Annotated in this window: 21 protein-coding genes; 9 read left to right on the forward strand and 12 right to left on the reverse strand. The window is 73.5% G+C overall.

What is annotated here, in order from left to right; genetic code table 11:
- Positions 1-4 precede the first annotated feature (4 nt).
- Positions 5-1,096, reverse strand: a complete 1,092-nt coding sequence (locus O7607_RS29365) for a ferredoxin reductase (RefSeq protein ID WP_269706700.1) — start codon at positions 1,094-1,096, stop codon at positions 5-7.
- An 84-nt stretch (positions 1,097-1,180) separates the two neighbouring features.
- On the opposite strand from O7607_RS29365, the gene O7607_RS29370 reads away from it, so the two are divergent.
- From O7607_RS29370 to O7607_RS29385, 4 genes are all read left to right on the forward strand, one after another.
- Positions 1,181-2,404, forward strand: coding sequence for a PucR family transcriptional regulator (locus O7607_RS29370; protein WP_269706701.1), 1,224 nt, complete (start codon positions 1,181-1,183; stop codon positions 2,402-2,404).
- A gap of 106 nt (positions 2,405-2,510) precedes the next feature.
- On the forward strand, positions 2,511-3,497 hold the full coding sequence (locus O7607_RS29375; protein WP_269706702.1) for an Acg family FMN-binding oxidoreductase: 987 nt from the start codon (positions 2,511-2,513) through the stop codon (positions 3,495-3,497).
- 99 nt (positions 3,498-3,596) lie between these two features.
- Complete coding sequence (locus O7607_RS29380; protein WP_269706703.1) at positions 3,597-4,145, forward strand: serine/threonine protein kinase; 549 nt, start codon at positions 3,597-3,599, stop codon at positions 4,143-4,145.
- A 472-nt stretch (positions 4,146-4,617) separates the two neighbouring features.
- Positions 4,618-4,788 carry a hypothetical protein gene (locus O7607_RS29385; RefSeq protein WP_013285860.1) on the forward strand — a complete coding sequence of 57 codons (171 nt, stop codon included), beginning with the start codon at positions 4,618-4,620 and terminating at the stop codon, positions 4,786-4,788.
- A gap of 88 nt (positions 4,789-4,876) precedes the next feature.
- On the opposite strand, the gene O7607_RS29390 is transcribed toward O7607_RS29385, so the two are convergent.
- Both O7607_RS29390 and O7607_RS29395 read right to left on the reverse strand, forming a co-directional pair.
- Positions 4,877-5,137 (reverse strand): hypothetical protein, encoded by a 261-nt coding sequence (locus O7607_RS29390; RefSeq protein WP_269706704.1) that lies wholly within the window; start codon positions 5,135-5,137, stop codon positions 4,877-4,879.
- Positions 5,138-5,156: 19 nt separating this feature from the next.
- Complete coding sequence (locus O7607_RS29395) at positions 5,157-6,941, reverse strand: N-acetylglutaminylglutamine amidotransferase (protein ID WP_269707110.1); 1,785 nt, start codon at positions 6,939-6,941, stop codon at positions 5,157-5,159.
- A 233-nt stretch (positions 6,942-7,174) separates the two neighbouring features.
- Here O7607_RS29395 and glnA point away from each other — a divergent pair, with 233 nt between their 5' ends.
- Both glnA and O7607_RS29405 read left to right on the forward strand, forming a co-directional pair.
- A complete protein-coding gene (gene glnA / locus O7607_RS29400) occupies positions 7,175-8,599 on the forward strand; it encodes a type I glutamate--ammonia ligase (protein ID WP_269706705.1) in 1,425 nt (474 codons plus the stop codon).
- 141 nt (positions 8,600-8,740) lie between these two features.
- Positions 8,741-9,883, forward strand: a complete 1,143-nt coding sequence (locus O7607_RS29405; protein ID WP_269706706.1) for a carboxylate-amine ligase — start codon at positions 8,741-8,743, stop codon at positions 9,881-9,883.
- 34 nt (positions 9,884-9,917) lie between these two features.
- Here the strand turns inward: O7607_RS29405 and O7607_RS29410 are convergent, their stop codons facing one another.
- The gene (locus O7607_RS29410) at positions 9,918-10,745 is read right to left on the reverse strand and encodes a PIG-L family deacetylase (RefSeq protein ID WP_269706707.1); all 828 of its coding nucleotides are present in this window, start codon (positions 10,743-10,745) and stop codon (positions 9,918-9,920) included.
- Between the two features lie 73 nt (positions 10,746-10,818).
- Between O7607_RS29410 and O7607_RS29415 the strand changes: the two genes are divergently transcribed.
- Complete coding sequence (locus tag O7607_RS29415; RefSeq protein ID WP_194800028.1) at positions 10,819-11,532, forward strand: hypothetical protein; 714 nt, start codon at positions 10,819-10,821, stop codon at positions 11,530-11,532.
- 52 nt (positions 11,533-11,584) lie between these two features.
- Here the strand turns inward: O7607_RS29415 and O7607_RS29420 are convergent, their stop codons facing one another.
- From O7607_RS29420 to O7607_RS29440, 5 genes are all read right to left on the reverse strand, one after another.
- A complete protein-coding gene (locus O7607_RS29420; protein WP_269706708.1) occupies positions 11,585-14,413 on the reverse strand; it encodes a glycosyl hydrolase family 95 catalytic domain-containing protein in 2,829 nt (942 codons plus the stop codon).
- A gap of 153 nt (positions 14,414-14,566) precedes the next feature.
- Positions 14,567-15,583: a nitroreductase gene (locus O7607_RS29425; protein WP_269706709.1), complete on the reverse strand. Its 1,017-nt coding sequence runs from the start codon at positions 15,581-15,583 to the stop codon at positions 14,567-14,569.
- A 2-nt stretch (positions 15,584-15,585) separates the two neighbouring features.
- On the reverse strand, positions 15,586-16,668 hold the full coding sequence (locus O7607_RS29430) for a hypothetical protein (RefSeq protein ID WP_269706710.1): 1,083 nt from the start codon (positions 16,666-16,668) through the stop codon (positions 15,586-15,588).
- Entirely contained in the window at positions 16,665-17,105 is a 441-nt protein-coding gene (locus tag O7607_RS29435; RefSeq protein WP_013285846.1) for a hypothetical protein, read from the reverse strand. Before O7607_RS29435 ends, O7607_RS29430 begins: the two co-directional genes overlap by 4 nt.
- Positions 17,106-17,108: 3 nt before the next feature.
- Entirely contained in the window at positions 17,109-18,671 is a 1,563-nt protein-coding gene (locus O7607_RS29440; RefSeq protein WP_269706711.1) for a phenylacetate--CoA ligase family protein, read from the reverse strand.
- A 162-nt stretch (positions 18,672-18,833) separates the two neighbouring features.
- Between O7607_RS29440 and O7607_RS29445 the strand changes: the two genes are divergently transcribed.
- Together O7607_RS29445 and O7607_RS29450 are read left to right on the forward strand one after the other, a co-directional pair.
- A complete protein-coding gene (locus O7607_RS29445) occupies positions 18,834-19,244 on the forward strand; it encodes a hypothetical protein (protein WP_269706712.1) in 411 nt (136 codons plus the stop codon).
- Between the two features lie 7 nt (positions 19,245-19,251).
- Positions 19,252-20,295: a polyprenyl synthetase family protein gene (locus O7607_RS29450; RefSeq protein ID WP_269706713.1), complete on the forward strand. Its 1,044-nt coding sequence runs from the start codon at positions 19,252-19,254 to the stop codon at positions 20,293-20,295.
- Here the strand turns inward: O7607_RS29450 and O7607_RS29455 are convergent.
- From O7607_RS29455 to O7607_RS29465, 3 genes are read right to left on the reverse strand one after another with little or no spacing between them, the layout of a single operon-like run.
- Positions 20,292-21,263: an acetylxylan esterase gene (locus O7607_RS29455; RefSeq protein ID WP_269706714.1), complete on the reverse strand. Its 972-nt coding sequence runs from the start codon at positions 21,261-21,263 to the stop codon at positions 20,292-20,294. The genes O7607_RS29450 and O7607_RS29455 overlap by 4 nt on opposite strands.
- Positions 21,254-21,943, reverse strand: coding sequence for an N-acetylmannosamine-6-phosphate 2-epimerase (locus O7607_RS29460; protein WP_269706715.1), 690 nt, complete (start codon positions 21,941-21,943; stop codon positions 21,254-21,256). The genes O7607_RS29455 and O7607_RS29460 overlap by 10 nt, the downstream gene beginning before the upstream one ends.
- The gene (locus O7607_RS29465; protein ID WP_269706716.1) at positions 21,940-22,869 is read right to left on the reverse strand and encodes an ROK family protein; all 930 of its coding nucleotides are present in this window, start codon (positions 22,867-22,869) and stop codon (positions 21,940-21,942) included. The genes O7607_RS29460 and O7607_RS29465 overlap by 4 nt, the downstream gene beginning before the upstream one ends.

Below are 22,869 nucleotides of genomic sequence, written 5' to 3' on the forward strand. Positions count from 1 at the left end.
CTGTTCAGAGATCGATGTCGCAGGTACCGGCGGCGGCCGACACGCACGTCTGGACGAGCACGCCGTCCCCCGGTACGGCCGTGGTGACGTCGCCGTTGCGCAGGTCGCGGACGGCGCCCTGGCGCAGCGGTACGACGCAGCCGAAGCAGATGCCCATCCGGCATCCGGAAGGCATCAGCACTCCGGCGTTCTCCCCCGCGTCGAGCAGGGTGGTGGCGCCGTCGGACTCGACGGTCACCCCCGCCCCGGTGAAGGTCACAGTGCCTCCCTCGCCCGGCGTGATCACCGTCGGGCGGAACCGCTCGGTGTGCAACCGCTCGACGAGGCCGTTCGAGGACCAGTACCCCTCAACCGCGTCGAGCATGCCGATCGGTCCGCAGGCCCACGCCTCCCGGTCGAGGTGGTCGGGCACCAGGCCGGCGAGTTCGGTGACGTCGAGCAGGCCGTCGGTGTCGGTGTGCCGCTCGATCAGCCGCAGCGCGCCGCGGTCGGCGAGCGCGCGCAGTTCCGCGCCGAAGATGACGTCGTCGCGAGTGGGCGCCGAGTGCACGAGCACCACGTCGGCCCGGTCGGCCAGCCCGGAGCGCAGCATCCCCATGACCGGGGTGATGCCGCTGCCGGCGGTGAGGAACAGGACGCGCTCGGGCGTCGCGGCGGGCAGCACGAACTCGCCCTGGGCCTGGTCGAGGTGCACGATGGTGCCGGGCCGGATCCGGCGTACGAGATGGTTGCTGACCTTGCCGTCGGGGATCGCCTTCACCGTGACGGAGATCCGGCCGTCGGTGGCGTCCGGCGGCGAGGTGAGCGAGTACGCGCGCCACTGGCGCACCCCGTCGACGTCCACGCCGAGGCGGATGTACTGCCCGGGGGTGTGGCCCTGCCAGGCGCGGCCGGGCTGGATCACCAGCGTGGCGGCGTCGCGGGTCACCGGGTGGACGGCGACGATCCGCCCGCGCAGCGGGGCGCCGGCGCGCAGGGGCGCGATCAGGTCGAGATAGTCGTCGGGCAGCACCGGTGTGGTGACCGCTCCGGCCAGCCGCAGCAGCCTGTCCCGGAAGGTGACCTTCTGAGGGCGGCGGGAGGCAGTTGTGGTCATATGACCAGCGTGACCGCCCGATCGCATAACATCTTGACCGTCAAAGGTGAAACAGTCCCGGTTTTTTGTTCGGAGGGAACAACGATGACGTCGGAGGCCGGTACGGGGCAGCGCGCCGCGCACCTCAACCTCGACGCCGGGGTGGCGGAGACGCTGCGCGCCCGGCTGCCGATGGTGGCCGAGCGGACGGTCTCCGCGATCACCGCCGAGGTACCGGACTACTCCGGCGCGCTCACCGGCGCCATGCGAGCGAAGATCGAAAACGCGGTACGCATCGCGCTGGGAACGTTCCTCCAGCTCATCGAGGGTACCCAGGCGTTCGACCCGAGCACTCCCCTGGCCCCGGCGCTGGAGGCCGCGTACGCGCTGGGCAGCGGCGAGGCCCGCTCGGGGCGCAGCATGGACGCGCTGCTGGCCGCGTACCGGGTGGGCGCCCGGGTGGCCTGGCGCGAGGTGTCCACCACGACGGTACGGAGCGGGCTGGCCGCCGAGACGGTGGCCGAGTTCGCCGAGCTGATGTTCGCCTACATCGACGAGCTGTCCGCGGCGAGCGTGGCCGGGCACGCCGACGAGCTGGCGAGCGCCGGCCGGATGCGCCGCCGCAGCCTGGAACGGCTCACCCAGCAGTTGCTGGCCGGCGAGCCGGAGGAGTCGCTGCGGCGCAGCGCGGAGCGCGCCGACTGGCCGCCGCCGCAGACGCTGACAGTGGTGCTGCTGCCCCGCCGGCACCTGCGCGCGGTGCTGGCGCTGCTCAGCCCGTACACGCTGGAGAGCGGGGAGGACCTGCCCGGCGTGAATTCGGTCGAGGATCTGGCCGTCCTGCTGGTGCCGGACATGCACGGCGGCCGGCGCCGCCAGCTCACCCGGCTGCTGCACGGGCACCGGGCGGTGCTCGGCCCGGCCCGGCCCTGGCACCGGGTCGCCGCGTCGTACCAGCGGGCCACCCGGGCGCTCGCGCTGGGACTCGGCGAGCCGGACGCCGGGCCTGTCGACACCGAACGCCACCTGGCCACGCTGCTGCTCAGCATGGACCCGGAGGCCCTGGCCGACCTGCGCGCGCAGGCGCTCGCGCCGCTGGCACCGCTGCCCCCGGCCACCGCGCACCGGCTGGCCGAGACGCTGCGGTCGTGGCTGCTGCACCAGGGACGCCGCGACGACGTGGCAGCCGACCTGTTCGTGCACCCGCAGACCGTCCGCTACCGGATGGGCAAGCTGCGGGAGCTGTTCGGCGACCGGCTGCACGACCCGGCCACGGTCCTCGACCTCACCATCGCTCTCGCCGTACCCCCGGAGCCGGACGACACCTGACGCCGCGCCGGGGCGCACGGCCCTCTGCGGCCGGGACCTCCGGCCCTGTCCGCCCGCGACGGCGGCGGGCAGGGTCGGAAGGGGACGAGCAACCAGGAGGGCCGCCATGAACAGCTCATCGACCCGCACCGACCAGGACCCGAGGGTACGGGTGCTGGAGGCGGCCGCCCGGCAGTCCCTGCACGCCCCGTCGGTGTTCAACACCCAGCCCTGGCGCTGGCGGATCAGCGGCGACGTGCTGGAGCTGCGCGTCGAGCCGGACCGGCAACTCGCCCACACCGACCCGGACGGCCGGTTGCTCATGCTGAGCTGCGGCGCCGCCCTGCACCACGCGCGCGTGTCCTTGGCGGCGGCCGGGTGGGCGGTCACCGTCGAGCGGCTGCCCGAGCCGTCGCTGCTGGCCCGGGTGCGTACCACCGGCCCCGCCGACCTGGACGTGCCGGCGGGTCGCCTGGTCGACGCCATCCCGCGCCGCCGCACCGACCGCCGGGCGTACGGGGACCGGCCGGTGCCGGAGGCGGTGCTGTCCCGGCTCGGGGACGCCGTCGAGGCCGAGGGCGCGCACCTGCACGTGGTCCGGCCGGACCAGATGCCGATGCTCGCCGTCTCCACCGGGCGCGCGGCGGACGCGGAGCTGGCCGACCCCGCGTACCGGGAGGAGCTGCACCACTGGACCCACCGGCCGGCGGGCAGCGGCGACGGGGTGCCCGCCACCACCGCCGTGCGACCGTCCCCTCGGCGGGTGCCGCTGCGCGACTACGCCCCCGGCGAGGCGGCCGGGCTCAGCGCGGGCACGGACTTCGACCGGGGCGCGGCGTACCTGATCCTGTTCGGTGACTCCGACGAGCCGGCGGCCTGGCTGCGCGGCGGCGAGGCCCTGTCGGCGCTGCTGCTCACCGCCACCGCCGAGGGCTTGGCCAGCGCGCCGCTCAGCGACGCCGTGGAGGTGGCCTGGCCACGCCGGATGATGCGCGACCTGCTGGCGGGCATCGGCGATCCGTACCTGGTGGTGCGCGTGGGCTGGGGCCCGGACGGGGATCTGCCGCCCGCGCCGCGCCGCGCGCCGGCCGACGTGATCGAGGTGGTGGACTAGTCACGGGGGCCTGGTGCGCCCGGCCCCGTCGTAGCCTCGACGGGTGTGGAACCTCGACCCGGCCGGCGCGTTCGTGGTCTTCGGCGATCAGGACTCCGGGTGCGTCTCCTACGGCGTGGAGTCGGCGGGCCGACGCTGGTGTACCCGTGGTGCGACGGCGTCGTGCTCAACCACGCCACCACCGGCGGCGGCAGTGACCGGAGAGGGTTGGCCCGCTTCCAGCGGCTGCCGGTCGCCGAGGTCCGTGCGGCGCTGGACACGATCCTCGACGCCCACCTGGCCGTGAGCGCGGCCGGGTACGTCGCTGTCGACCTGTACGACGGCTGCTTCCTCTACGACTTCGACGCCCGCCGGATGCGGCTGATCGACCTGGACGAGTACCGCCCGGGGCCGTTCGTGCTCGACTCCGACCGGCTGCCCGGCTCCCGTCGTTACCTGTCGCCCGAGGAGCTGACCCGGGGCGCGACGATCGACGAGCGCACGACAGTCCATGCGCTGGGCCGGACGCTGCACCACCTGCTCGACGGGCCGGCCGGCTGGCGGGGCAGTGCTCTTGAGCGCGCGGTCGTCGACCGTGCCACCCGGCCCGACCCGGCGTCGCGGCAGGCCACAGTGGCCGATCTGGTCCGCGACTGGCAGGCCACCTGATCCGCCGGCCGTCCACCGTGGCGCCGGTGGCGGGTGCCCCGGCCCGGATCGTGACTGTCGGTTACGGCGGCACCGATCCCGCGGAATCACACAGGGTAACGGGGCGCGGGCCCGGTCGGATGACCGATTTCTCACCGTACCGCCGCTGAGCAGCGCAGATGCGCGACGGGTCGCCCGCGGCGCCCATGCACCTCCGCGCCCTTTGCTCTGCAGCCGCATACGCGGCAGTGGCCGTGAGTCACTGATGCGTCGATGGCGGCAAAGCAAAGGGCGCGGGGTGGGTCATGCCGGGCAAAGGGCTGGCACTACCGTCCGTGGCGGCGAGCCCGAGGTGGGCCGCCCCTAGCGGCCGTACCGCCCCGGTGGGTGACCGCGGGCCGTCGCGGGAAACCGGCTCCCGGCGCCCGTCCGGCGCTTAGCGTGGGACGAGGGGCGGCCTGCCCGGGGCGCCGGTGAGCGGAGGGAGAACGCGGTGACGGAGCCGGAGGAGGAGCAGGAGAAGACCCGCAAGACCGATCGGGTGCTGTTCTCGCCCGACGGCGACCCGCACCACACGCTCGCCGAGGCGCCCCAGCCGGACGAGCACCTGCCGCCCACCGTCACCCGGGACGGCCACACGGACGTGCTCGACGACGAGCAGTGAGTGCACCGTCCCGCCCGGCTCGCCGGCCGGGCGGGACGTGTCGCGCTCACACCGGCGGAGCCTCGTCGACGCCGGGACGTGTCGACGGTCAGACCGGCGGGATGCCGGAGCGGCCGATGTCCGACATGTCGTCGCCGATCTCGGTCCGGGTGCCGGCCACCGGCCCGGCGCCGGCCTCGGTCCGGTCCTCGAGGCACGCGTCGCCCAGCCCGTGCATCAGCTCCCCGACCACGGCGAGCGCCGAGCCCTTGTCCGGGCAGGGCGTCCCGGTGGCGAGCACCTGACCGTCGCCGCCGACGACGGTGAATCCCACAGTGCCGTCGGCCTCGCTCTCGATGACGAACTTCATCGTGCTCCTCCCGCCCCGCTCAGCTCACGCCGTGCGTCTGCAACCACAGCTCCAGCAGGCCCAGTTGCCACAGCTTGTTGCTGCCGGCGGCGGCCTGGGCCCGGTCCGGCTCGGCCAGCAGCTCGTCGACGTACGCCCGGCGGAACAGCCCGCGCCGGCGCGCCTCGGGCGCACCCAGCGCCTCGACCACCAACTCTCGCACGGGACCGTCGACGTTGCGCAGCGCCGGCACCGGGAAGTAGCCCTTGGGCCGGTCGATGACCTCGGCCGGCAGCACCTCGCGGGCCACCTCCTTGAGCACACCCTTGCCGCCCTGGGCCAGCTTGTGCTCCGGCGGGCACGCCGCGGCGAGCGTGACCAGGTCCTGGTCGAGGAAGGGCGTCCGTACCTCCAGCCCCCACGCCATGCTCATGCTGTCCACCCGCTTGACCGGGTCGTCGGGCAGCATCAGGTGGGTGTCCAGGCGCAGCACCGCGTCCACGGCGGTCTGCGCGCCGGGCGCGGCCAGGTCCGCGGCGACCAGCTCGCCGCTGGCGTCGTGCTCGCAGGCGTACGCGGGGTCGACCACCCGGTTCAGCTCGGCGTGGTCCCGGTCGAAGAACGCGGCGGTGAACCCGGCCGCCGCGTCCTCGGGAGCCGCGCCGGCCAGCCGGTGGTGGTAGCCGTACCCGGCGAACACCTCGTCGGCGCCCTGGCCGGACTGCGCCACCTTCACGTGCTTGGCGACCTGCTCGGAGAGCAGGTGGAAGGCCACCACGTCGTGGCTGCCCATCGGTTCGGTCATGGCCGCGACGGTGGCGCGTACGGCGGGACCGAGGTCGCCGTCGGCGAGCCGGATGCGGTGGTGGTCGGTGCCGAACGTGCGGGCCACCAGGTCGGAGTAGTGGAACTCGTCGCCGGTCTCGTCGCCGCGGCTGTCGAAACCGATGCTGAACGTCTGGAGGTGGTGCTGTCCGGCGCGGTCCAGCAACGCCACGATCATGCTGGAGTCGAGGCCACCGGAGAGCAGCACGCCGACCGGCACGTCCGCGACCAGCCGGCGGCGTACGGCGGTGCGCAGCGCGTCCCCGACGGCGGCCCGCCAGTCGGCGGCGTCCATGCCGTCGTGGGCCGGGTCGCGCCGGTACTCGGGCCGCCAGTAGACGCGCTCGCGGCTGCGCCCGTCGGCCTCGACCACCCGCACCGTGGCCGGGGGCAGCTTGCGGATGCCGCGCAGGATCGTGCGCGGCGCCGGGACGATGGAGTGCCAGGACAGGTAGTGGTGCAGCGCGACCGGGTCGATGCCGGTGTCCACGTCGCCGCCGGCCAGCAGCGCCGGCAGCGTGGAGGCGAACCGGAGCCGGCCGGGCGACTCGGCGAGGTAGAGCGGCTTGATGCCGAGCCGGTCGCGGGCCAGCACGAGGCGGCGGCGGCGCCGGTCCACCAGCGCCACGGCGAACATGCCGACCAGGTGGTCGACGAACCGCTCCCCCCACTGCGCGTACGCCACCAGGATCACCTCGGTGTCGCTGGTGCTGTGGAACGTGTGCCCGGCCGCGCGCAGCTCGTCGCGCAAGTCCGGGTAGTTGTAGACGCAGCCGTTGAACACCAGGGCCAGGCCGAGGTCGTCGCGGACCATCGGCTGGGCACCGGCCTCGGACAGGTCGATCACGGTGAGCCGGCGGTGCCCGAGGGTGATCCAGCCGTCGCTCCACGCACCCTCGCCGTCCGGGCCGCGGGAGCGCATGGCCGCGGTCATCCTGGTCACCGCGGCGGCGTCGGGGGCGGCCCCGTCGAATCTGGCCTCACCGCTGATCCCGCACATCTCAGCGTCCACCGGTCAGTCGCGGAGCACCCACCATGCCAACCTCCCGCCGCGTCGTCTCCCGGGCGGTCCGCCGGGTACGGCGACTACCCGGGCTGTGGCGAAGGAAACCCGGATGGGCGGTTGGCGAGCCGGGCACGGCGTGTCGTCGTACGGTGGCGGTACGGGCCATGTCCCCGGGCGGTCCGGCCACGGGACGTGGCCAGGATCAACGACGCCTGCCAGGAGGACGTGTGTTCGCCAATTCCGAGGAACTCCTGCGATACCTCACCGACGAGGACGTGAAGTTCGTCGACGTACGTTTCTGTGACCTGCCCGGCGTGATGCAGCACTTCAACCTGCCGGTCGAGTCGTTCGACGACAGCGTGTTCAGCGACGGTCTCGCCTTCGACGGCTCGTCGATCCGCGGCTTCCAGTCGATTCACGAGTCGGACATGCTGCTGCTGCCGGACGTGTCGACCGCGTTCATCGACCCGTTCCGCGCGCAGAAGACGCTCGCGTTGAACTTCTTCGTCCACGACCCGTTCACCAGGGAGGCGTACTCCCGGGATCCGCGCAACGTCGCGAAGAAGGCCGAGGCGTATCTGGCGGCGAGCGGCATCGCCGACACCGCGTACTTCGGGGCGGAGGCGGAGTTCTACATCTTCGACTCCATCCGCCACGAGACCTCCGCGCACCAGTCGTTCTACTACATCGACTCGATCGAGGGCGCCTGGAATACCGGGCGGGTCGAGGAGGGCGGCAACCGCGGTTACAAGACCGCGTATAAGGGCGGCTACTTCCCGGTGCCGCCGGTGGACCACTACGCCGACCTGCGCGACAGCATGGTCCGCCGGATGGTGGACGCCGGTTTCACAGTGGAGCGGTCGCACCACGAGGTGGGCACCGGCGGCCAGTCGGAGATCAACTACAAGTTCTCGACGCTGCTGCACTCGGCCGACGAGCTTCAGCTGTTCAAGTACCTGATCAAGAACGAGGCGTGGGCGCACGGCAAGACCGCCACGTTCATGCCGAAGCCGGTGTTCGGTGACAACGGCTCCGGCATGCACACCCACCAGAGCCTCTGGCGTGGCGGCGAACCGCTGTTCTACGACGAGACCGGCTACGCCGGCCTGTCCGACACCGCCCGCTGGTACATCGGCGGCCTTCTGCACCACGCACCCTCGCTGCTCGCCTTCACCAACCCGACCATCAACTCCTACCGTCGTCTCGTCCCCGGCTTCGAGGCACCGGTCAACCTCGTCTACTCGCAGCGCAACCGCTCCGCCTGCACCCGCATCCCGGTCACCGGCAGCAACCCCAAGGCCAAGCGCGTCGAGTTCCGCGTTCCCGACCCGTCCAGCAACCCGTACCTGGCCTTCTCCGCCATGCTCATGGCCGGCCTCGACGGCATCAAGAACAAGATCGAGCCGCCGGCCCCGATCGACAAGGACCTCTACGACCTCCCGCCGGAGGAGTGGGGCGACGTCAAGCAGGTGCCCGGTTCGCTGTCCGAGGCGCTGGCGGCGCTGGCGACCGACCACGACTACCTGCTCGACGGCGGGGTCTTCACCGACGACCTGATCTCCACCTGGATCGACTGGAAGAACACCAACGAGGTCGACCCGGTCCGGCTGCGGCCCACCCCGCACGAGTTCGCGCTCTACTTCGACTGCTGACCCGTAGCGCCACCGCCCCCGCCACCCGCGGGGGCGGTGGTCGGCGGAAACGGCCTCGGGCCGGGCCCTGTCCTCGTACCGTCGAGACATGACTCCGCCTCACGACGACACGCCGACCGTTCCGTGCCGGTGGAGCCGTCGGTGAGGCCGCGGCCCACCACCACCGCCACCACCACCCCGCAGATCCCCACCGTCCTGACCCTCGGGGTGGAAGAGGAGTTCCTGCTGCTGGACCCGGACACCGGCGAGAGCATGCCGGTCGCCGACCGGGTGCGCCGCGCGCTCTCCGGCACCGCCCGCGAGCAGAGCCGGCAGGAGTTCCGGCACAGCATGGTGGAGATGGTCACGCCGGTCAGCCCCGATCTCGCGGACCTGCGGGAACACCTGGTCACGCTGCGCCGGGCAGCCGCCCGGGCGGCCGACGCGGCCGGGGCGCGACTGGTCGCGGTCGGCGCCACGCCGGTCTGCGAGGCCCACCGCACGGTGCCCGACGAGCAGCGCTACCACGACATGTCCCGCCGGTTCGGCCCGGTCGCCCACGACCCGGCGGTCTGCGGCTGCCATGTGCACGTCGGCGTGCCCGACCGGGAACTCGCCGTGCAGGTCTGCAACCACCTGCGCCCGTGGCTGCCGGTGGTGCAGGCGCTCACCGCGAACTCGCCGCTGCACGACGGGCGGGACACCGGCCACGCGAGCTGGCGCTCGATGCAGCTGGAACGGTGGCCGAGCATCGGACCGACGCCGCACTTCGACTCCGCCGCCGACTACGACGCCACGGTGGCGGACCTGATCACCGCCGGGATCATGCTCGACGCCGCGATGGTCTACTGGTACGCCCGCCCGTCTGCGTCGTACCCCACTGTGGAGGTCCGCGTCGGCGACGTCTGCCCCACCGTCGACGACACCGTGCTGGTCGCCGGGCTGGTCCGGGCGCTCGTCGCGACGCTGATCGACGACGTCCGCGCGGGCGTGCCGGCTCCCCGTATCCGGGACTGCCTGGTCGCCGCCGCGCACTGGCGGGCCGCGCACGACGGCGTGGACGGCAAGCTCGTCGACCTGCGCACCGGGCGGCCCCGGCCCGCCTGGGACCTCGTCGACGACCTCGTCGTCACCGTCACGCCCGCACTGACCCGCCACGGCGACCTGGATCTGGTCGGGCGTGAGCTGGAGCGGGTGCGCCGGGACGGCACCGGCGCCACCCGGCAACGACGGATCATGGCCGCGACCGGCGGGGACGTCCGCGCCGTGCTGGAGCACCTGGCCGCGCAGACCGTCTCGACGTGAGCCGATGACCGCCCCGGGCCGGGCCCGCGACCGGTCAGCGCAACCCGGCGAACAGGTCGTCCTCCGGCGTCGGCGCGCCGGTGGTGTCGCGCACGCGCACGAACGTCTCCATGCCCATCAGCTCGGTGAACCGCTCCTGGCCCAGGCGCAGGAAGAAGATGTTCTCCGCCTGGCTGGCGTGGGCGGCGAGCGAGGCGAACTTCTGCCCGCCGAAGCCGCGGGTGTCGACCCAGGTGGTGATCTCCTCGTCGGGCAGGCCCAGCGCCGGCATCTCGTCTGTCGCCTCCGGCTCGGGGAACTCCACCCCGATCTCCCGCATGACGGTGCCGAACTGCTGGAACGCGCTGCGCGGCACGGTGGTCCAGTAGACCTTGGCCGGGATGCCGGTCTGCTCGACCGCGGCCATGGTGATGCGGTGGGCCTGGATGTGGTCCGGGTGGCCGTAGAAGCCGTTCTCGTCGTAGGTGACCACCACGTCGGGGCGGTAGCGCCGGATCAGCTCGGCCAGCCGGTCGGCCGCCTCGGCCACCGGCGTGTTCCAGAACGCGCCGGGCGCGTCGTTCGTCGCCCAGCCCATCATCCCGGAGTCGCCGTAGCCGAGCGTCTCGAGGTGGGTGACCTTCAGCGCCTCGCAGCTGGCCGCCAGCTCGGCGCGGCGCATCTCGACCACGGCCTGCGGGTCGTGCCCGGGGTCGCCCGGCTTGATCCCGCCGGGACCGTCGCCGCACCCCCCGTCGGTACACGTGACGAGCACCGTGGTGACGCCCTCCGCCGCGTAGCGCGCCAGGACGCCGCCGGTGCTCGTCGCCTCGTCGTCGGGGTGCGCGTGCACCGCCATCAGGGTCAGGGATCGATCGGTCACCCCGTCACCATACGAGCATCGGCCGACGAACTAGCATTGCCCGGTCCGCAGACGGCGACGGAAGCGAGGCGCGATGGGTTGGCTCCAGCGGTTGCTCGGTGGCGGACGGGTCGAACTGGACCCCGCACGTCAGCAGGAGCTGCTGCGGGACGTGCGGCGGTCCTACGGGGCGCACGCCCGCCTCCGGTTCCCGGAGCAGGCCGACGCGATCACCCGGCTGCTGTCCGATGACGACGGTCTCGTCGTGGCCGCCGGGATTGTCTGCGAGGCCGCCGACCAGGCGCACGCCGACCTGCTGGCCCAGGCGCAGGAGGTGTTCCGGCGCACCGGGCGGCGGCTGCTGGTGCACCGCCGCAACTACCGGCCCCTGTGGAAGGAGGCCGGGCCCGCGCTGCGCTGGCCGCTCGGCGCGCTGCCCAGCGGGCTGCACCCGTACGCGCAGGTCAGCGCCGCCGTGGCGGTGGTGGGCGGGCGAGCCGACCGGCTGGACCGGGTGACCGACCCGCAGCCGTTCGTGACGCGCCTGTTCGAGGTGCTCGACCTGACCACGGCCGGCTGGGAGTTCGGCCGGGTGCGTGTGGACACCGACAGCGCGACGCTCGTGGAGCGGCTGATGGGCACCGGCGCCCGGGTGCTCGCGACGATGGACGACCCGCCCCGGCTGCCTCCCGCGGTGCGGGAGATGATGCGCCGCAACCACCGCATCGCCGTGTACGACCCGGCGGGTCCCCGGGTGGTCGGCGAGCTGAACCTGGGTGCGCGGCTGCGCGAGACGCTGCTGGCCTGACCGGCGGTACGCCCCGCCCCGGCCGGGTGGCCGCGGCGGGGCGCGCCGGTGCTCAGCTGGTCGTGCAGGTGAGGTTCGCCGGCGGGTTGTTGGTGCCGCCGGCCGAGCCGATGAAGCCGAAGGTGGTGGAGCCGCCGGCCGGCACCGAGCCGTTGTAGTCGACGTTGCGTACGGTCACGTTCGCGCCGTTCTGGGTGTGCGTGCCGCTCCAGATCTGGTTGATCACCTGGCCGTTCGGGAACGTCCAGGACACCGTCCAGCCGCGGATCGCGGTGGCGCCGGCGGTCACCGTGACCTCGGCCTGGAAGCCGCCCGACCAGGAGCCGGTGATCGCGTACGTGGCACGCGCGCCGGACGGCGCCGGGGAACTGACGGTCGGGGTCGGGGTCGGGGTCGGCGTCGGGGTCGGAGTGGGTGACGGCGTGGACGTCGGTGTGGCCGTCGGCGACGGCGTCACGCCGGGCCGGGCCGCCCGGTAGGTGCGCCCGGCCCGGACGGTGAACGCGACGACGTCGGACTCCGGGCGGGTGGTGGCGGGTGTGCTGCCGTCGGTGACGTCGGTGAGGGTGAAGGTGCCGGTGAACAGCCGGGACCGCAGCCGCAGCGTGCCGTCGCGGTCGGCGCGGACGGTGATCTCGTCGGCCTGGCTGTTGCTCCAGGCCAGCGCCACCGTGTAGCCACCCCGGCCGCGCAGGCCCGCTACCTGCCCGGCGGGCCAGGCACTCGGCAGCGCGGGCAGCAGGTGCAGCTCGCCGGTGTGGCTGTGCAGCAGCATCTCCGCGATGCCGGAGGTGGCGCCGAAGTTGCCGTCGATCTGGAACGGCGGGTGCAGGTCGAACATGTTCGGCGCGAGCCGGTCGGTGCGGACCAGGTCGCGCAGGAGCTTGTGAGCGCGGGCACCGTCCTCCAGCCGCGCCCAGAAATTGATCTTCCAGGCGAGGGACCAGCCGGTCCCGTCGTCGCCGCGCAGCTCCAGCGTCCTGCGGGCGGCCTCGTACAGCGCCGGGGTGCCCCGCCTGGTGATCTGGTTGCTGGGATGCAGCCCGTACAGGTGGGAGACGTGCCGGTGGGTGCGCTCGGTCTCCACCCAGTCGGCGAGCCACTCCTGCACGTTGCCCCGGGAGCCGACGCGGCTCGGGGGCAGCCGGTCCTTGGCCGTGCGCACCTGGGACCGGAAGGTGGTGTCGACGCCGAGCACCTCGCTGGCCCGGGCCGCGGCGTCGAACAGGTCACGCAGGATCTGGTTGTCCATCGTGGGCCCGGCGCAGACGCTGGCGTTCGCGTGGTGCGCCAGCTCCGGCGAGTTCGACGGGTTCGTCACCAGGTAGCCGAGCGTCGGGTGGGCGACCAGGGTGTCGAGGAAGAACTGCGCGGCGCCCTTGAGCGCCGGGTAGTTGGCCTGCAGGAATCCGCTGTCGCCGGTGAACAGGTAGTGGTCCCAGATGAGCGTGCTCAGCCAGGCCCCGCCGGTCTGCCACATGCCCCAGAACGCGCCGTCCACGACCGACGCGCCTCGCCAGGCGTCGGTGTTGTGGTGGGTGACCCAGCCACCGGCGCCGTACTGCGCCTGGGCGACCCGCGTGCCGGTCACGGTGAGGTCCTTGACCATGTCGAAGACCGGCAGGAGGCACTCGGACAGGTTCGTGGTGTCGGCCGGCCAGTAGTTCATCGGCAGGTTGGCGTTGACCGTGTACTTCGAGTCCCAGGACGGCGTCAGCGAGTCGTTCCAGATGCCCTGGAGGTTCGCCGGCTGGGTGCCCGGCCGCGACGAGGAGATCAGCAGGTAGCGCCCGAACTGGAACAGCAGCGCGGCGAACTGCGGGTCGTTCGTGCTCGCGTGCTGCGCGATCCGTACGTCGGTGGGCTGGTCGGCGGCGGCGGTACGGCCCAGGTCGATCGTGACCCGGTTGAACAGCGCCTGGTAGTCGGCGCGGTGGCGGGAACGGAGCTGGTCGACGGCGACGCCCTTGGCGGCGTTCAGCCGGTTGCGGGCGATGCCCTGGTAGTCGCCGTTGACGGTGCGGTAGTTGACGTAGCTGGTGCCGATCGAGATCAGGACCGTCACGCTGGTGGCGCCTGATACCCGCAGCGTGCCGCCGGAGCTGCTGACCGTGCCACCGGTGACGGCGGCGTTGGCCAGCGCGAGGAACCGCACCGAGCCGTTGACCCCCTCCATCGAGCCGGAGATGCCGTCGAGCGCGACGGTCGCGCCGTCCGGGCTGGACACCGTGGTCCGCTGCGGGCTGTCGAACGCGGCGGAGAACGTGATCGCGTTCGCCCGGTCGGCGGTCAGCCGGAGCACTATGACCTGGTCGGGGGCGCTGGCGAACACCTCCCGCTGGTGCCGTACGCCGCCCTGCACGTACGTGGTGGTGACGGTGGCGGTGGTGAGGTCGAGCGTCCGGTTGTACTGCGTCGCCCCGCTCGCCGACCCGAAGGAGAGCCGGAGGTCCCCGACGGTCTGGTAGGCGAGCTGGCCGCCGGGGCTGCCCATCATGGTCTGGTTGATCAGGTCCTGGGCGGAGGTCCACTGGTCGGCGAAGACGCGGCGCCGGATCTCGGCCAGGTTGGCCGCGCCCCGGGTGTTGGCCGAGTCGTACGGGCCGCCGGCCCAGACGGTGTCCTCGTTGAGCTGGAGCCGTTCGGTGTCGATGTTGCCGAACACCATCGCCCCGAGCCGCCCGTTGCCGATCGGCAGGGCGCGCAGCCAGTCGGTGCCGGCCGGTTCGTCGTACCAGAGTGCCAGGTCGTTCGCGGCCAGCACCTGTGGTGGCGCCGCCGAGCCGGCGCGCGCGGTGGCGCTCCAGGCGGCCGGCACCAGCGCGGCACCGGCGCCCGCCGCGGTGGCCTTGATGATGTTTCGTCGTGTCACTTCAGACATGGTTGCTCCCAACCGCGCAGATCAGAGGGCGGGCCCGGGTGCGCTACGGCGCTGTTATCGCTAACAGGCTTTACTCGCGCACCCGGACGCCGCGTTTCTGCCACTACGCGCCCAGGGCTCCCGACCGGGCGACACATCAGCCAACATGGACTCTCATGGATGAAGTGACATCGCGTCAAGGGGTGTTACCGCTAACAGTTCCGATCCGTGTTTCACGCGCCGGGCCGAGCGGGGCGCGGGGGCGGCCGGCCGGCCCACCCGGGCCACGTGCACGATGCGCTCCGGCGCCACGTCCAGCAGCGTCCCGAGCGCGTCCCGGGTGGCTGCGACGTCGACGAGCTGACTGAGCGGGTGCGCGGCCAGCCCGGCCGTGTGCAGCGTCAGCCACGTCCGCATCAGCACGCGGCCGAACTCGACCTGGCCGGCCGCGTCCAGATCCGGCGGGGCGACGAGCGCCAGCACCGCGCCGCCCTGCGCGAGCGGATCACCGCCCGCGGCGGCGAGCAGCCGGGGCAGCCCGAGCGGACGCAACGCCGGGTACGCCGCGAGCGCCGCCCGCAGCCCGGTGGCCGACGCCCGGCCCAGCCCGAGGCAGCGGTCGGAGAGCCCGTCGGTCCGGTAGCGCGGGCCCGCCCGGTCCAGGCGCAGCCAGCGGCGCAGCTCCGCGACCACCGCCGGGTCCGCGTACACCTGCCGGTCGGCGGTGCGCAGCAGCGCGCGCAGCCGTCCGGCCGCCGGCACGACGCGGGCCGTGCCACCGGCCCGCCGGGCGACCGCGTCCACCGCCGCGACCACGTCGGCGTCCGGGCCGCCGGTGAACCGGCCCCGGTGGGTACGCCGGTCCCACACGTCGGCGGTGCGGAACGGCGTCCGGTACGGCTGCCGAGCCGGACGCAGCCGCCCCACCCGCCGGTCGGACTCGTCGTGGTCGGCGGCCCAGTCCAGCCGCAGCCCCGCGTCGGCGGCGACGATCAGGCAGGTCTCCACGAACGCGCCGAGCGACAGACGCAGGTCCCGCCCGGTCGGGTCCCCGGCGGGCAGCGCGTCGGCCGGGTCCCAGCCGACGGTGATCGCCCAGCGCTCGTAGCGCAGCCGCCACGGCTGGGTGTTGTGGGCGCTCGGCGCCCGCCAGCACAGCGGCTCCAGCGCGCGGAACGCGGCGAGGTCCATGGTCACCGCTCCTTGGCGTAGAACGTGTAGCCGTGCAACGGGCGTCCGCCGAGACGCCGGTACTGGGCCGCGGACGCCGGGTTGTCCCGCCCGACGTACGTGCTGCGCAGCGCCGTGTAGCCGCCGTCGTGCAGGTTGCGGTGCAGGTGCTCCGACAGCAGCCGCTGGTAGCCGCGCCCCTGGAACTCCGGCACCACCCCCTTGACGATCAGCACCGCCTCCCGCCGGTACCGGCGCCGGGTGGCCAGCAGCCGCAACTGGCTGACCGGGTTCAGGTCACCGCGCACCGCGACCAGGAAGTCGCTGATGTCCGGCACGCAGAGCACGAACGCCACCGGTCGCCCGTCGCGGGTCAGGTAGAGCAGCAGGGACTCGTCCAGCAGGTACGCCAGCCCGTCGGTCTGCCGCCGCAGCTGGGCTGCCGAGATCGGCGTGTAGTAGCCGAGCTGGGCGAAGGAGTCGTTGAGCATCCCCCGCAGCAGGTCGAGCTGCTCGTCGAGCCGCCGGGTGCTCCCCCGGTGCAGCTCCAGCCGCGCGCCGTCGGGCTGGACGCCGAGCGCGGGCGGCGGCCCGGCCGGCGGCGGCACCGGGCAGATCCAGGTGTCGGAGACGAACCGGCCGGTGAACCCGTTCTCCTCGTACGCCTCCGGGTAGTGCGGCGGGTTCCACGCGCTGTCCACGAAGCCCCGGTCGGCGTACCCCGAGGTGATCACCCCACCGGCCTGGTTGGGCAGCAGCGCCACCGGCCCGAACAGCAGGTCCCGGCCGGGTGTCGCGTGTGCGGCGATCGCGTCGAGCAGCGGCCGGGCGGCGGAAGCGGTGAACTCGGTGAGCCCGAACAGCTGGCACCGGCGGCCCAGCTTGGTGTCGAGGTCCGCGTCGGTGTGCAGCGTGGTCCGCCCGGCCACGGCGCCGGTGGCGTCGCGCAGCACGTACATCGGCACGCCGTCGCGCCACCAGCGGCGGATCTGCTGCCGGGGCGTCGGCACGTACCGGGGCTCGTCGGCGTACAGCCGGTCGGTGAGGGCGAGGAAGTCGCGCAGGCCGCGCCGGCCGGTGACGCGCTCGAACCGGTGGCCGGTCACCGGCGCACCGCCGGTCCGGTCGTCTCCGCGCCCAGCGGCGTGAACCGCTCGATGTGGCCCATCGCGCCGTCCTCGGCCCGCCACGCGCCGTTGGAGTAGCCGTCCGGGGAGGCGGTGTAGAGCCGGATGAACCCGGCGGTGGCGTTGCGGTCCCCGTCGGTCAGCCACATCATCAGCTTGCGGTGGTGCCGCGTGCGGGCGAAACGCAGCAGCGCGTCCCGGTCGGTGAAGAACGCGATGGTGCCGAGCGTCAGCGGGAACTGCCAGTAGACGGTGTGCCAGCAGTAGCCGGACATCCGGCGCATGTCGCGCACCATCCGGATCCAGTCGGGGGCCAGCCGCAGCAGCACCAGCGGGTTCGCGTACCGGGTGCCGCCGATGAACATGGCGCCGGCGCGGGCCTGCGCCGGGGCGCGGGAGAAGTCACGGGTACGCATCGTTCACCTCACCAGGTAGACGTTCTTGATCTTCTGCATGCCGGCGAACGGGCCGCCGTCCGGTTCGTGCAGCTCCACGCGCAGGTCACCGGCGGTCGGGTCCTCCACCAGGGACTGCGCGAAGTCCCGCGACACCGAGGTCAGGTGCGCGCGTACCCCGTCGCGGCACGCGTCGGCGAGCGCCGCGCGGGCCGCGCTGTCCAGCGGGCGGCGCAGCTCGACGTGGATCACCGGCCGGGTCTCCAGCGCCGCGTCCTCGTGCAGCGTGAGGCAGAACCTGTTGATCTCGGCGGCGTACGGGTTGCCGGTGTAGAGGCCGTACTCGACGTCCTGCGGGTAGAGGTTCGCGCCCAGGTAGGACACGGTGGAGTCGCTGCGGCCGAACAGCAGCAGCAGCGGCAGCGTCATCCGCTCCTCGGCGACCGCGGTACGGAACTCGGCGCGGCGTACCGGGTCGGCGTGGGCCAGCTCGACGATCCGCCGGTACGGCACCAGCAGCGCCTCGTCACCGACGTTGTAGCGCAGCCGGGGCTGGAGCACGTCCGGGCTCGCCACTGTGCACAGCAGTTCGCGCCGCTCGTTGGTCTCCAGGTAGGTGGCGAACGGGTTGTACTGGAACACCATCGGCAGCCGCTGCTCACCGCGGCCGAGCAGTTCCGCCCGCAGTCCCGCGTCGGTGCGCAGCCGCCGCCGCAGCCACACCGTGAACCGGGTCTCCGCGCCGATGCCGATGGTCAGGTCCGACGCCCCGTACGCCGAGCGCACCCGCACGAACCGCTCCTCCAGGTAGTCGCGCAGCGCCTCGGTCATGCCCTCGCCGCCGCAGCTGGCGAAGATCCGGTACCGCGACCACTGGAAGCCTTCGGCGTCGAGCCGGTCCCGCAGGTGCTTGAGGAACGGCGGGTACGCGGTCACCAGGTAGTCGTGGCCGGGACCGAACTCGCGCAGCGTGTCGACGATCTTCCCGAGGTCGGGGCCGGTGTTCTTCACGGTGGCGATCCGGGCCATCGCCGCGCCGGTGGTGGTGCCGGTCGCCCAGGCGCCCATCGAGTACGCGTTGATGACGAACGGCCGGCGCATCGGGAACGCCAGTCCGGTGTAGCCGACGATGTCGCGGTGCACCGCCCGCAGTTCCCGCTCGCCGCGCGGCCAGTTGAACGGGCGCCCGGACGAACCGGCCGACTCGTCGACCACCACGCCTCGCTCCGGCATCCGCCCGTCCCGGCAGCGAGCCGAGGCGTCGTACGCCATGACGTACCCACGCTTGTCGGTCTCCGGGAAGTCCCGCAGCCGGCGGCGCAGGCCGCCCGGGCGGGCCCGCAAAAACGCCTGGTAGGCGGGCACCCGCCGGGCGGCGCGCACGCAGGTCGACCGCGCGTTCGCGGCGGCGAGCCGGTCCAGGACCGGGTGGTGACGCCGGGCCAGCCACCGCCAGCCGGCGGGGTGGTGGGCGATGAGCCGGGCCATCGCGGCGACGGCGCGGCCGGCGGGGGCCAGCGCGGCCTCGGCGGGCAGCGGCGTGTCGACGGTACGCGCGGCGGCGTGTCGGTGCAGCGTCTCGGCCATGACAAGAATCCTGTCGAGGCCGCGACGCCGGCACATGAGCGACGAGACGGTACTGCGCTGAGTACCCGTACCCAGGCCGCAAGGCCACCCGAGTCGGCCACGCTCAGTCACCATGGCGACACTCGCCTGGTGTGTCGTCCCTGGTCCGGTGACACTTCGCCCATGACAGACGGCAAGCGTGAGCGCGTGAACGAGCGCTTCGAGAAGGTGGCCGAGGAGACCTCGGAGACCGTGACCCACGCGGCCACGGTGCTGGAGGAGGAACTCGCGGCGGGGCTGGCCGGCGCCCGGCGGCTCGAGGAGAAGCTGACCGAGAACCGGCGCGTGGACCCGGAGGCGTTCGACGAACTCGTCGCCCGGGTCCGCACCGACGGGCACGCCCTGATCGACACCGTGGTCGGGCAGCTGAAGACGGCCGACGAACAGCGCGGTGAGGTGATCCGGCGGTACACGTCGGACGCGCACGACGCGCTGGACACCGTACTCAATCTGGCGCGGCTGGCCCCCGAGGTGGCAAACGGGCTCGCGGACCGGCTGGCGTCGCCGGCCCCGAAGCGGCCGACGGACCGGTAGCCGCGCGATGGCGCCGACCGCCGGGGTGGCCGGCGGGCACGTGGAACGGATGCTGGAGCGCTATCGCGGGCTCGCCCTCGGCGCGCTGCTCGACGACGTGCCCGACGGCGGCCCGCGATACCTCTACGACCTGGTCGCGGAGTACCCCCGGCGCTGGGGCAAAGGGCTGCGCGCCGCGCTGTGCCTGGCCACGTGCCGGGCGTTCGGCGGCGGCGACGCGGTGGGCCTCAACGCCGCCGTGACGGTGGAGCTGTTCCACAACGCCTTCCTCATCCACGACGACATCCAGGACGAGAGCGAGCAGCGGCGCGGCGGGCGGACCCTGCACGCCGAGTACGGCGTGGGCGTGGCGCTGAACGTCGGCAACATGACGAACCTGCTGGCGTTGCGGCGGCTGGCCGCGAACCGGGCGGCGCTCGGCTCCGGGATCGCCTGGCGGCTGTTCACCGAGACCGAGCTGATGATGCGCCACTCGCTGGAGGGGCAGGCCATCGAGATCGGCTGGATCCGCGACAACGTGTGCGACCTGGACGCCGACGACTACTACCGGATGTGCCTGAAGAAGACGTCCTGGTACACGTGCATCTACCCGTGCCGTACCGGCGTTCTCGTGGCGACCGGCCGGGAGAACGCGGTCGACGTGCTCGACCGCTACGGCTGGTATCTGGGTGCGGCGTTCCAGATCCAGGACGACGCGCTGAATCTCACCGGCGACTACGCCCGGTACGGCAAGGAGATCGCCGGTGACCTGTGGGAGGGCAAGCGCACGCTGATCCTGATCGACTTCATGCGGCGGTGCACGCCGGAGGAACGCGAGCGGCTCGTGCGGTTGCTGAGCCGTACCCGCGCGGAGCGCACCGACGCCGAGGTGCGCTGGCTGCACGGGCGGCTGCTCGCGTACGACTGTGTGGAGTCGGCGCGGCGCAGCGCCCGGGATCTCGCGCTGGCGGCCCGGCGCGAGGGTGAGCGGGCGCTGGGCGCCGCCGCCGACACCGAGGACGGCCGGTTCCTGCTGGAGCTGACCGACTACGTGGTGGAGCGCGCCCGCTAGCCGCCCAGGATCCCGCGTAGCCAGGTGAGCTGTTCGCGCTGGTGTTCCGCCTCGCCGCCCTCGTGGTCGTTGAACTCGTACACCCGCACGTCCTTGTCGCCGCCGTAGCGGTGGTAGGCGGCGAAGCAGGTGGACGGCGGGCAGACCTGGTCGCGCAGCGCGATCGAGAACAGCGCGGGCGCGGTGGCGCGCGGTGCGAGCACTGCGGCGTCCAGATAGGACAGGGTGCCGAACACCCGGTCGGCGCGGTCGCGGTGCAGCGCGAGATATTCCACGACCTCGGCGTACGGGCTGTCCGGGCCGGCGACGCGCACGCCCCGGCGGATGTCGCACAGGAACGGCACGTCCGGCATGACCGCGACCACGTCCGGGCACAGCGCTGCGGCGGCGAGGGCGAGGCCGCCGCCCTGGCTGAAGCCGGTCACCGCCACCCGGGCGGGGTCGACGGCCGGGTGCCGCCGGGCGGCCTCGGCGAACCGGACCGCGTCGGTGATCAGCCGCCGATAGTAGTGCTCGGCCGGGTCGTCGACGCCACGGGTGAGGAAGCCGGGCACGGTGCCGGCCGGGTAGGGGTGCGGGTCGGGCGTGCCGCCGGTGGCGGCGCTCCAGCCCTGACCCCGGCTGTCCATGATCAGGTGCGCGAAGCCGGCCGCGGCCCAGAACAGCTTCTCGTGCGGCAGGCCGCGGCCCCGGCCGTAGCCGAGGTACTCGACCACGCAGGGCAGCGGCCCGTCGGCCCCGGCGGGCAGGTGCATCCATCCGCGTACCGGCTCGCCGCCGAAACCGGGGATCGTGGCGGCGTACGTCCGGATCTGGGTCAGCCCGGTGTCGACCGGCTCGTAGAGCGCCGCCTCCGGGTCGCCGCCGCCGTCGAGCGTGCGCGCCCAGAATCCGTCCAGGTCCGCCGGCACGTCCAGCTCCGGCCGGTACGCGAGGCAGCCGGCCAGGTCGAGGTCGGTCAGCGGCACGACGCGGCCTCCCGTACGGCGGAGGCGAACCAGCCGGTGATGGTGGTCGGGTGGGTGATGGCGGTGCCGACCACCACCGTCCACGCGCCCGCCCGCAGCGCCTGCGCGGCCTGCTCCGGGGTGTGGATGCGTCCCTCGGCGACCACCGGGACGTCGACCGCGTCGGCGAGCCGGGCGACCAGGTCCAGGTCCGGCCCGTCGCCCTTCGTGGTGTACGCGGTGTAGCCGGCCAGCGTGGTGCCGACCAGGTCGGCGCCCGCAGCGGCGGCGGCGACGCCCTCGTCCAGCGTGGAGCAGTCCGCCATCACCAGCGCGCCGGTGCGCTCGTGCACGGCGGCGATCGTGTCGGCGAGCGTACGGCCGTCGGGCCGGGGCCGGGACGTGCCGTCGAGCGCGACGACGTGCGCCCCGGCGTCGGCGACCGCGAGCGCGTGCTCCAGCGTGGGGGTGATGAAGACGTCGTCGTCGCCGTCCTTCCAGAGCCCGATCAGCGGCAGGTCCACCGCCGCGCGGATGGCCGCGATGTCCGCCGACCCCTGGGCGCGGATGCCGGCGGCGCCGCCGCGTGCGGTGGCGAGCGCGACCCGGCGCATGGTGTCCGGGTCGCGCATGGGCTCACCCGGGTACGCCTGGCAGGAGACGACCAGGCGGTCACGGAGCTGGTCGACGAGCGCGTTCATGAGACCTTCCAGGCGAGCGAGGCGGCACCGAGCAGCGGCGCGTCGGGGCCGAGGGTGGAGGCGAGCACGGGCACGCCGGCCAGGGCGGGCAGCGTCTCGGCGGGCACCGCGTCGCGCAGCGCCCGCCACCACGGCTCACCGAGGCCGGTGACGCCGCCGCCGATCACCACGGCGGCGGGGTCGAGCACGTTGACCAGGCCGCCGACGGCGGAGCCGACGGCCGCGCCGCCGAGCCGGACGACCTCGCGTGCCGTCTCGTCGCCGTCCGCGGCGAGCGCGGCGACGGCCCGCAGGTCGGCCACCGGCCGGCCGGTACGCCGGACGTACTCGGCGGTGAGCGCGGGCCCGGCGGCGATCGCCTCCAGGTGGCCGCGCCCGCCGCAGGTGCAGGGCAGCGTTCCGGCGTAAGGGGACGGCTGGTGCCCGGCGTGCCCGGCCGCGCTGTGCGCCCCGGCGAGCACCGTGTCCCCGAGGACGAACGACGCGCCGACGCCGGTGCCGACGGCGACGTAGAGCACGGTGTCGTACCCGGCCGCGACGCCGTGACGCGCCTCGCCCAGCGCGTGGGCGTGCACGTCGTTGACCACGGTGACCGGCACGCCCAGACGCCGGCTCAGGTCGCCGCGCAGGTCCGTGCCGGTCCACCCGGTCAGCACGTCGGTGGCGGACAGCACCAGGCCGGAGCCGCTGTCGATCACTCCGGCGCTACCCACACCGAGCGCCCGTACGACAGCCGGCGCGCCCGTCCGCAGCGTCTCCACCAGGCCGGCGGCGGTGTCGAGCACCGCGGCGGCCCCGGAGCGACCCGGTGTCGGCGCGGTACGCCGGCCGACGACCTCGCCGGCGGCGGTGACCAGGGCGGCGGTGGTCTTGGTGCCGCCGATGTCGAGCGCGGCGACCAGACCGGTCGTGCTCACCTCGGGCAT

The organism is Micromonospora sp. WMMA1949 (assembly GCF_027460145.1).
Taxonomy (GTDB): Bacteria; Actinomycetota; Actinomycetes; order Mycobacteriales; family Micromonosporaceae; genus Micromonospora.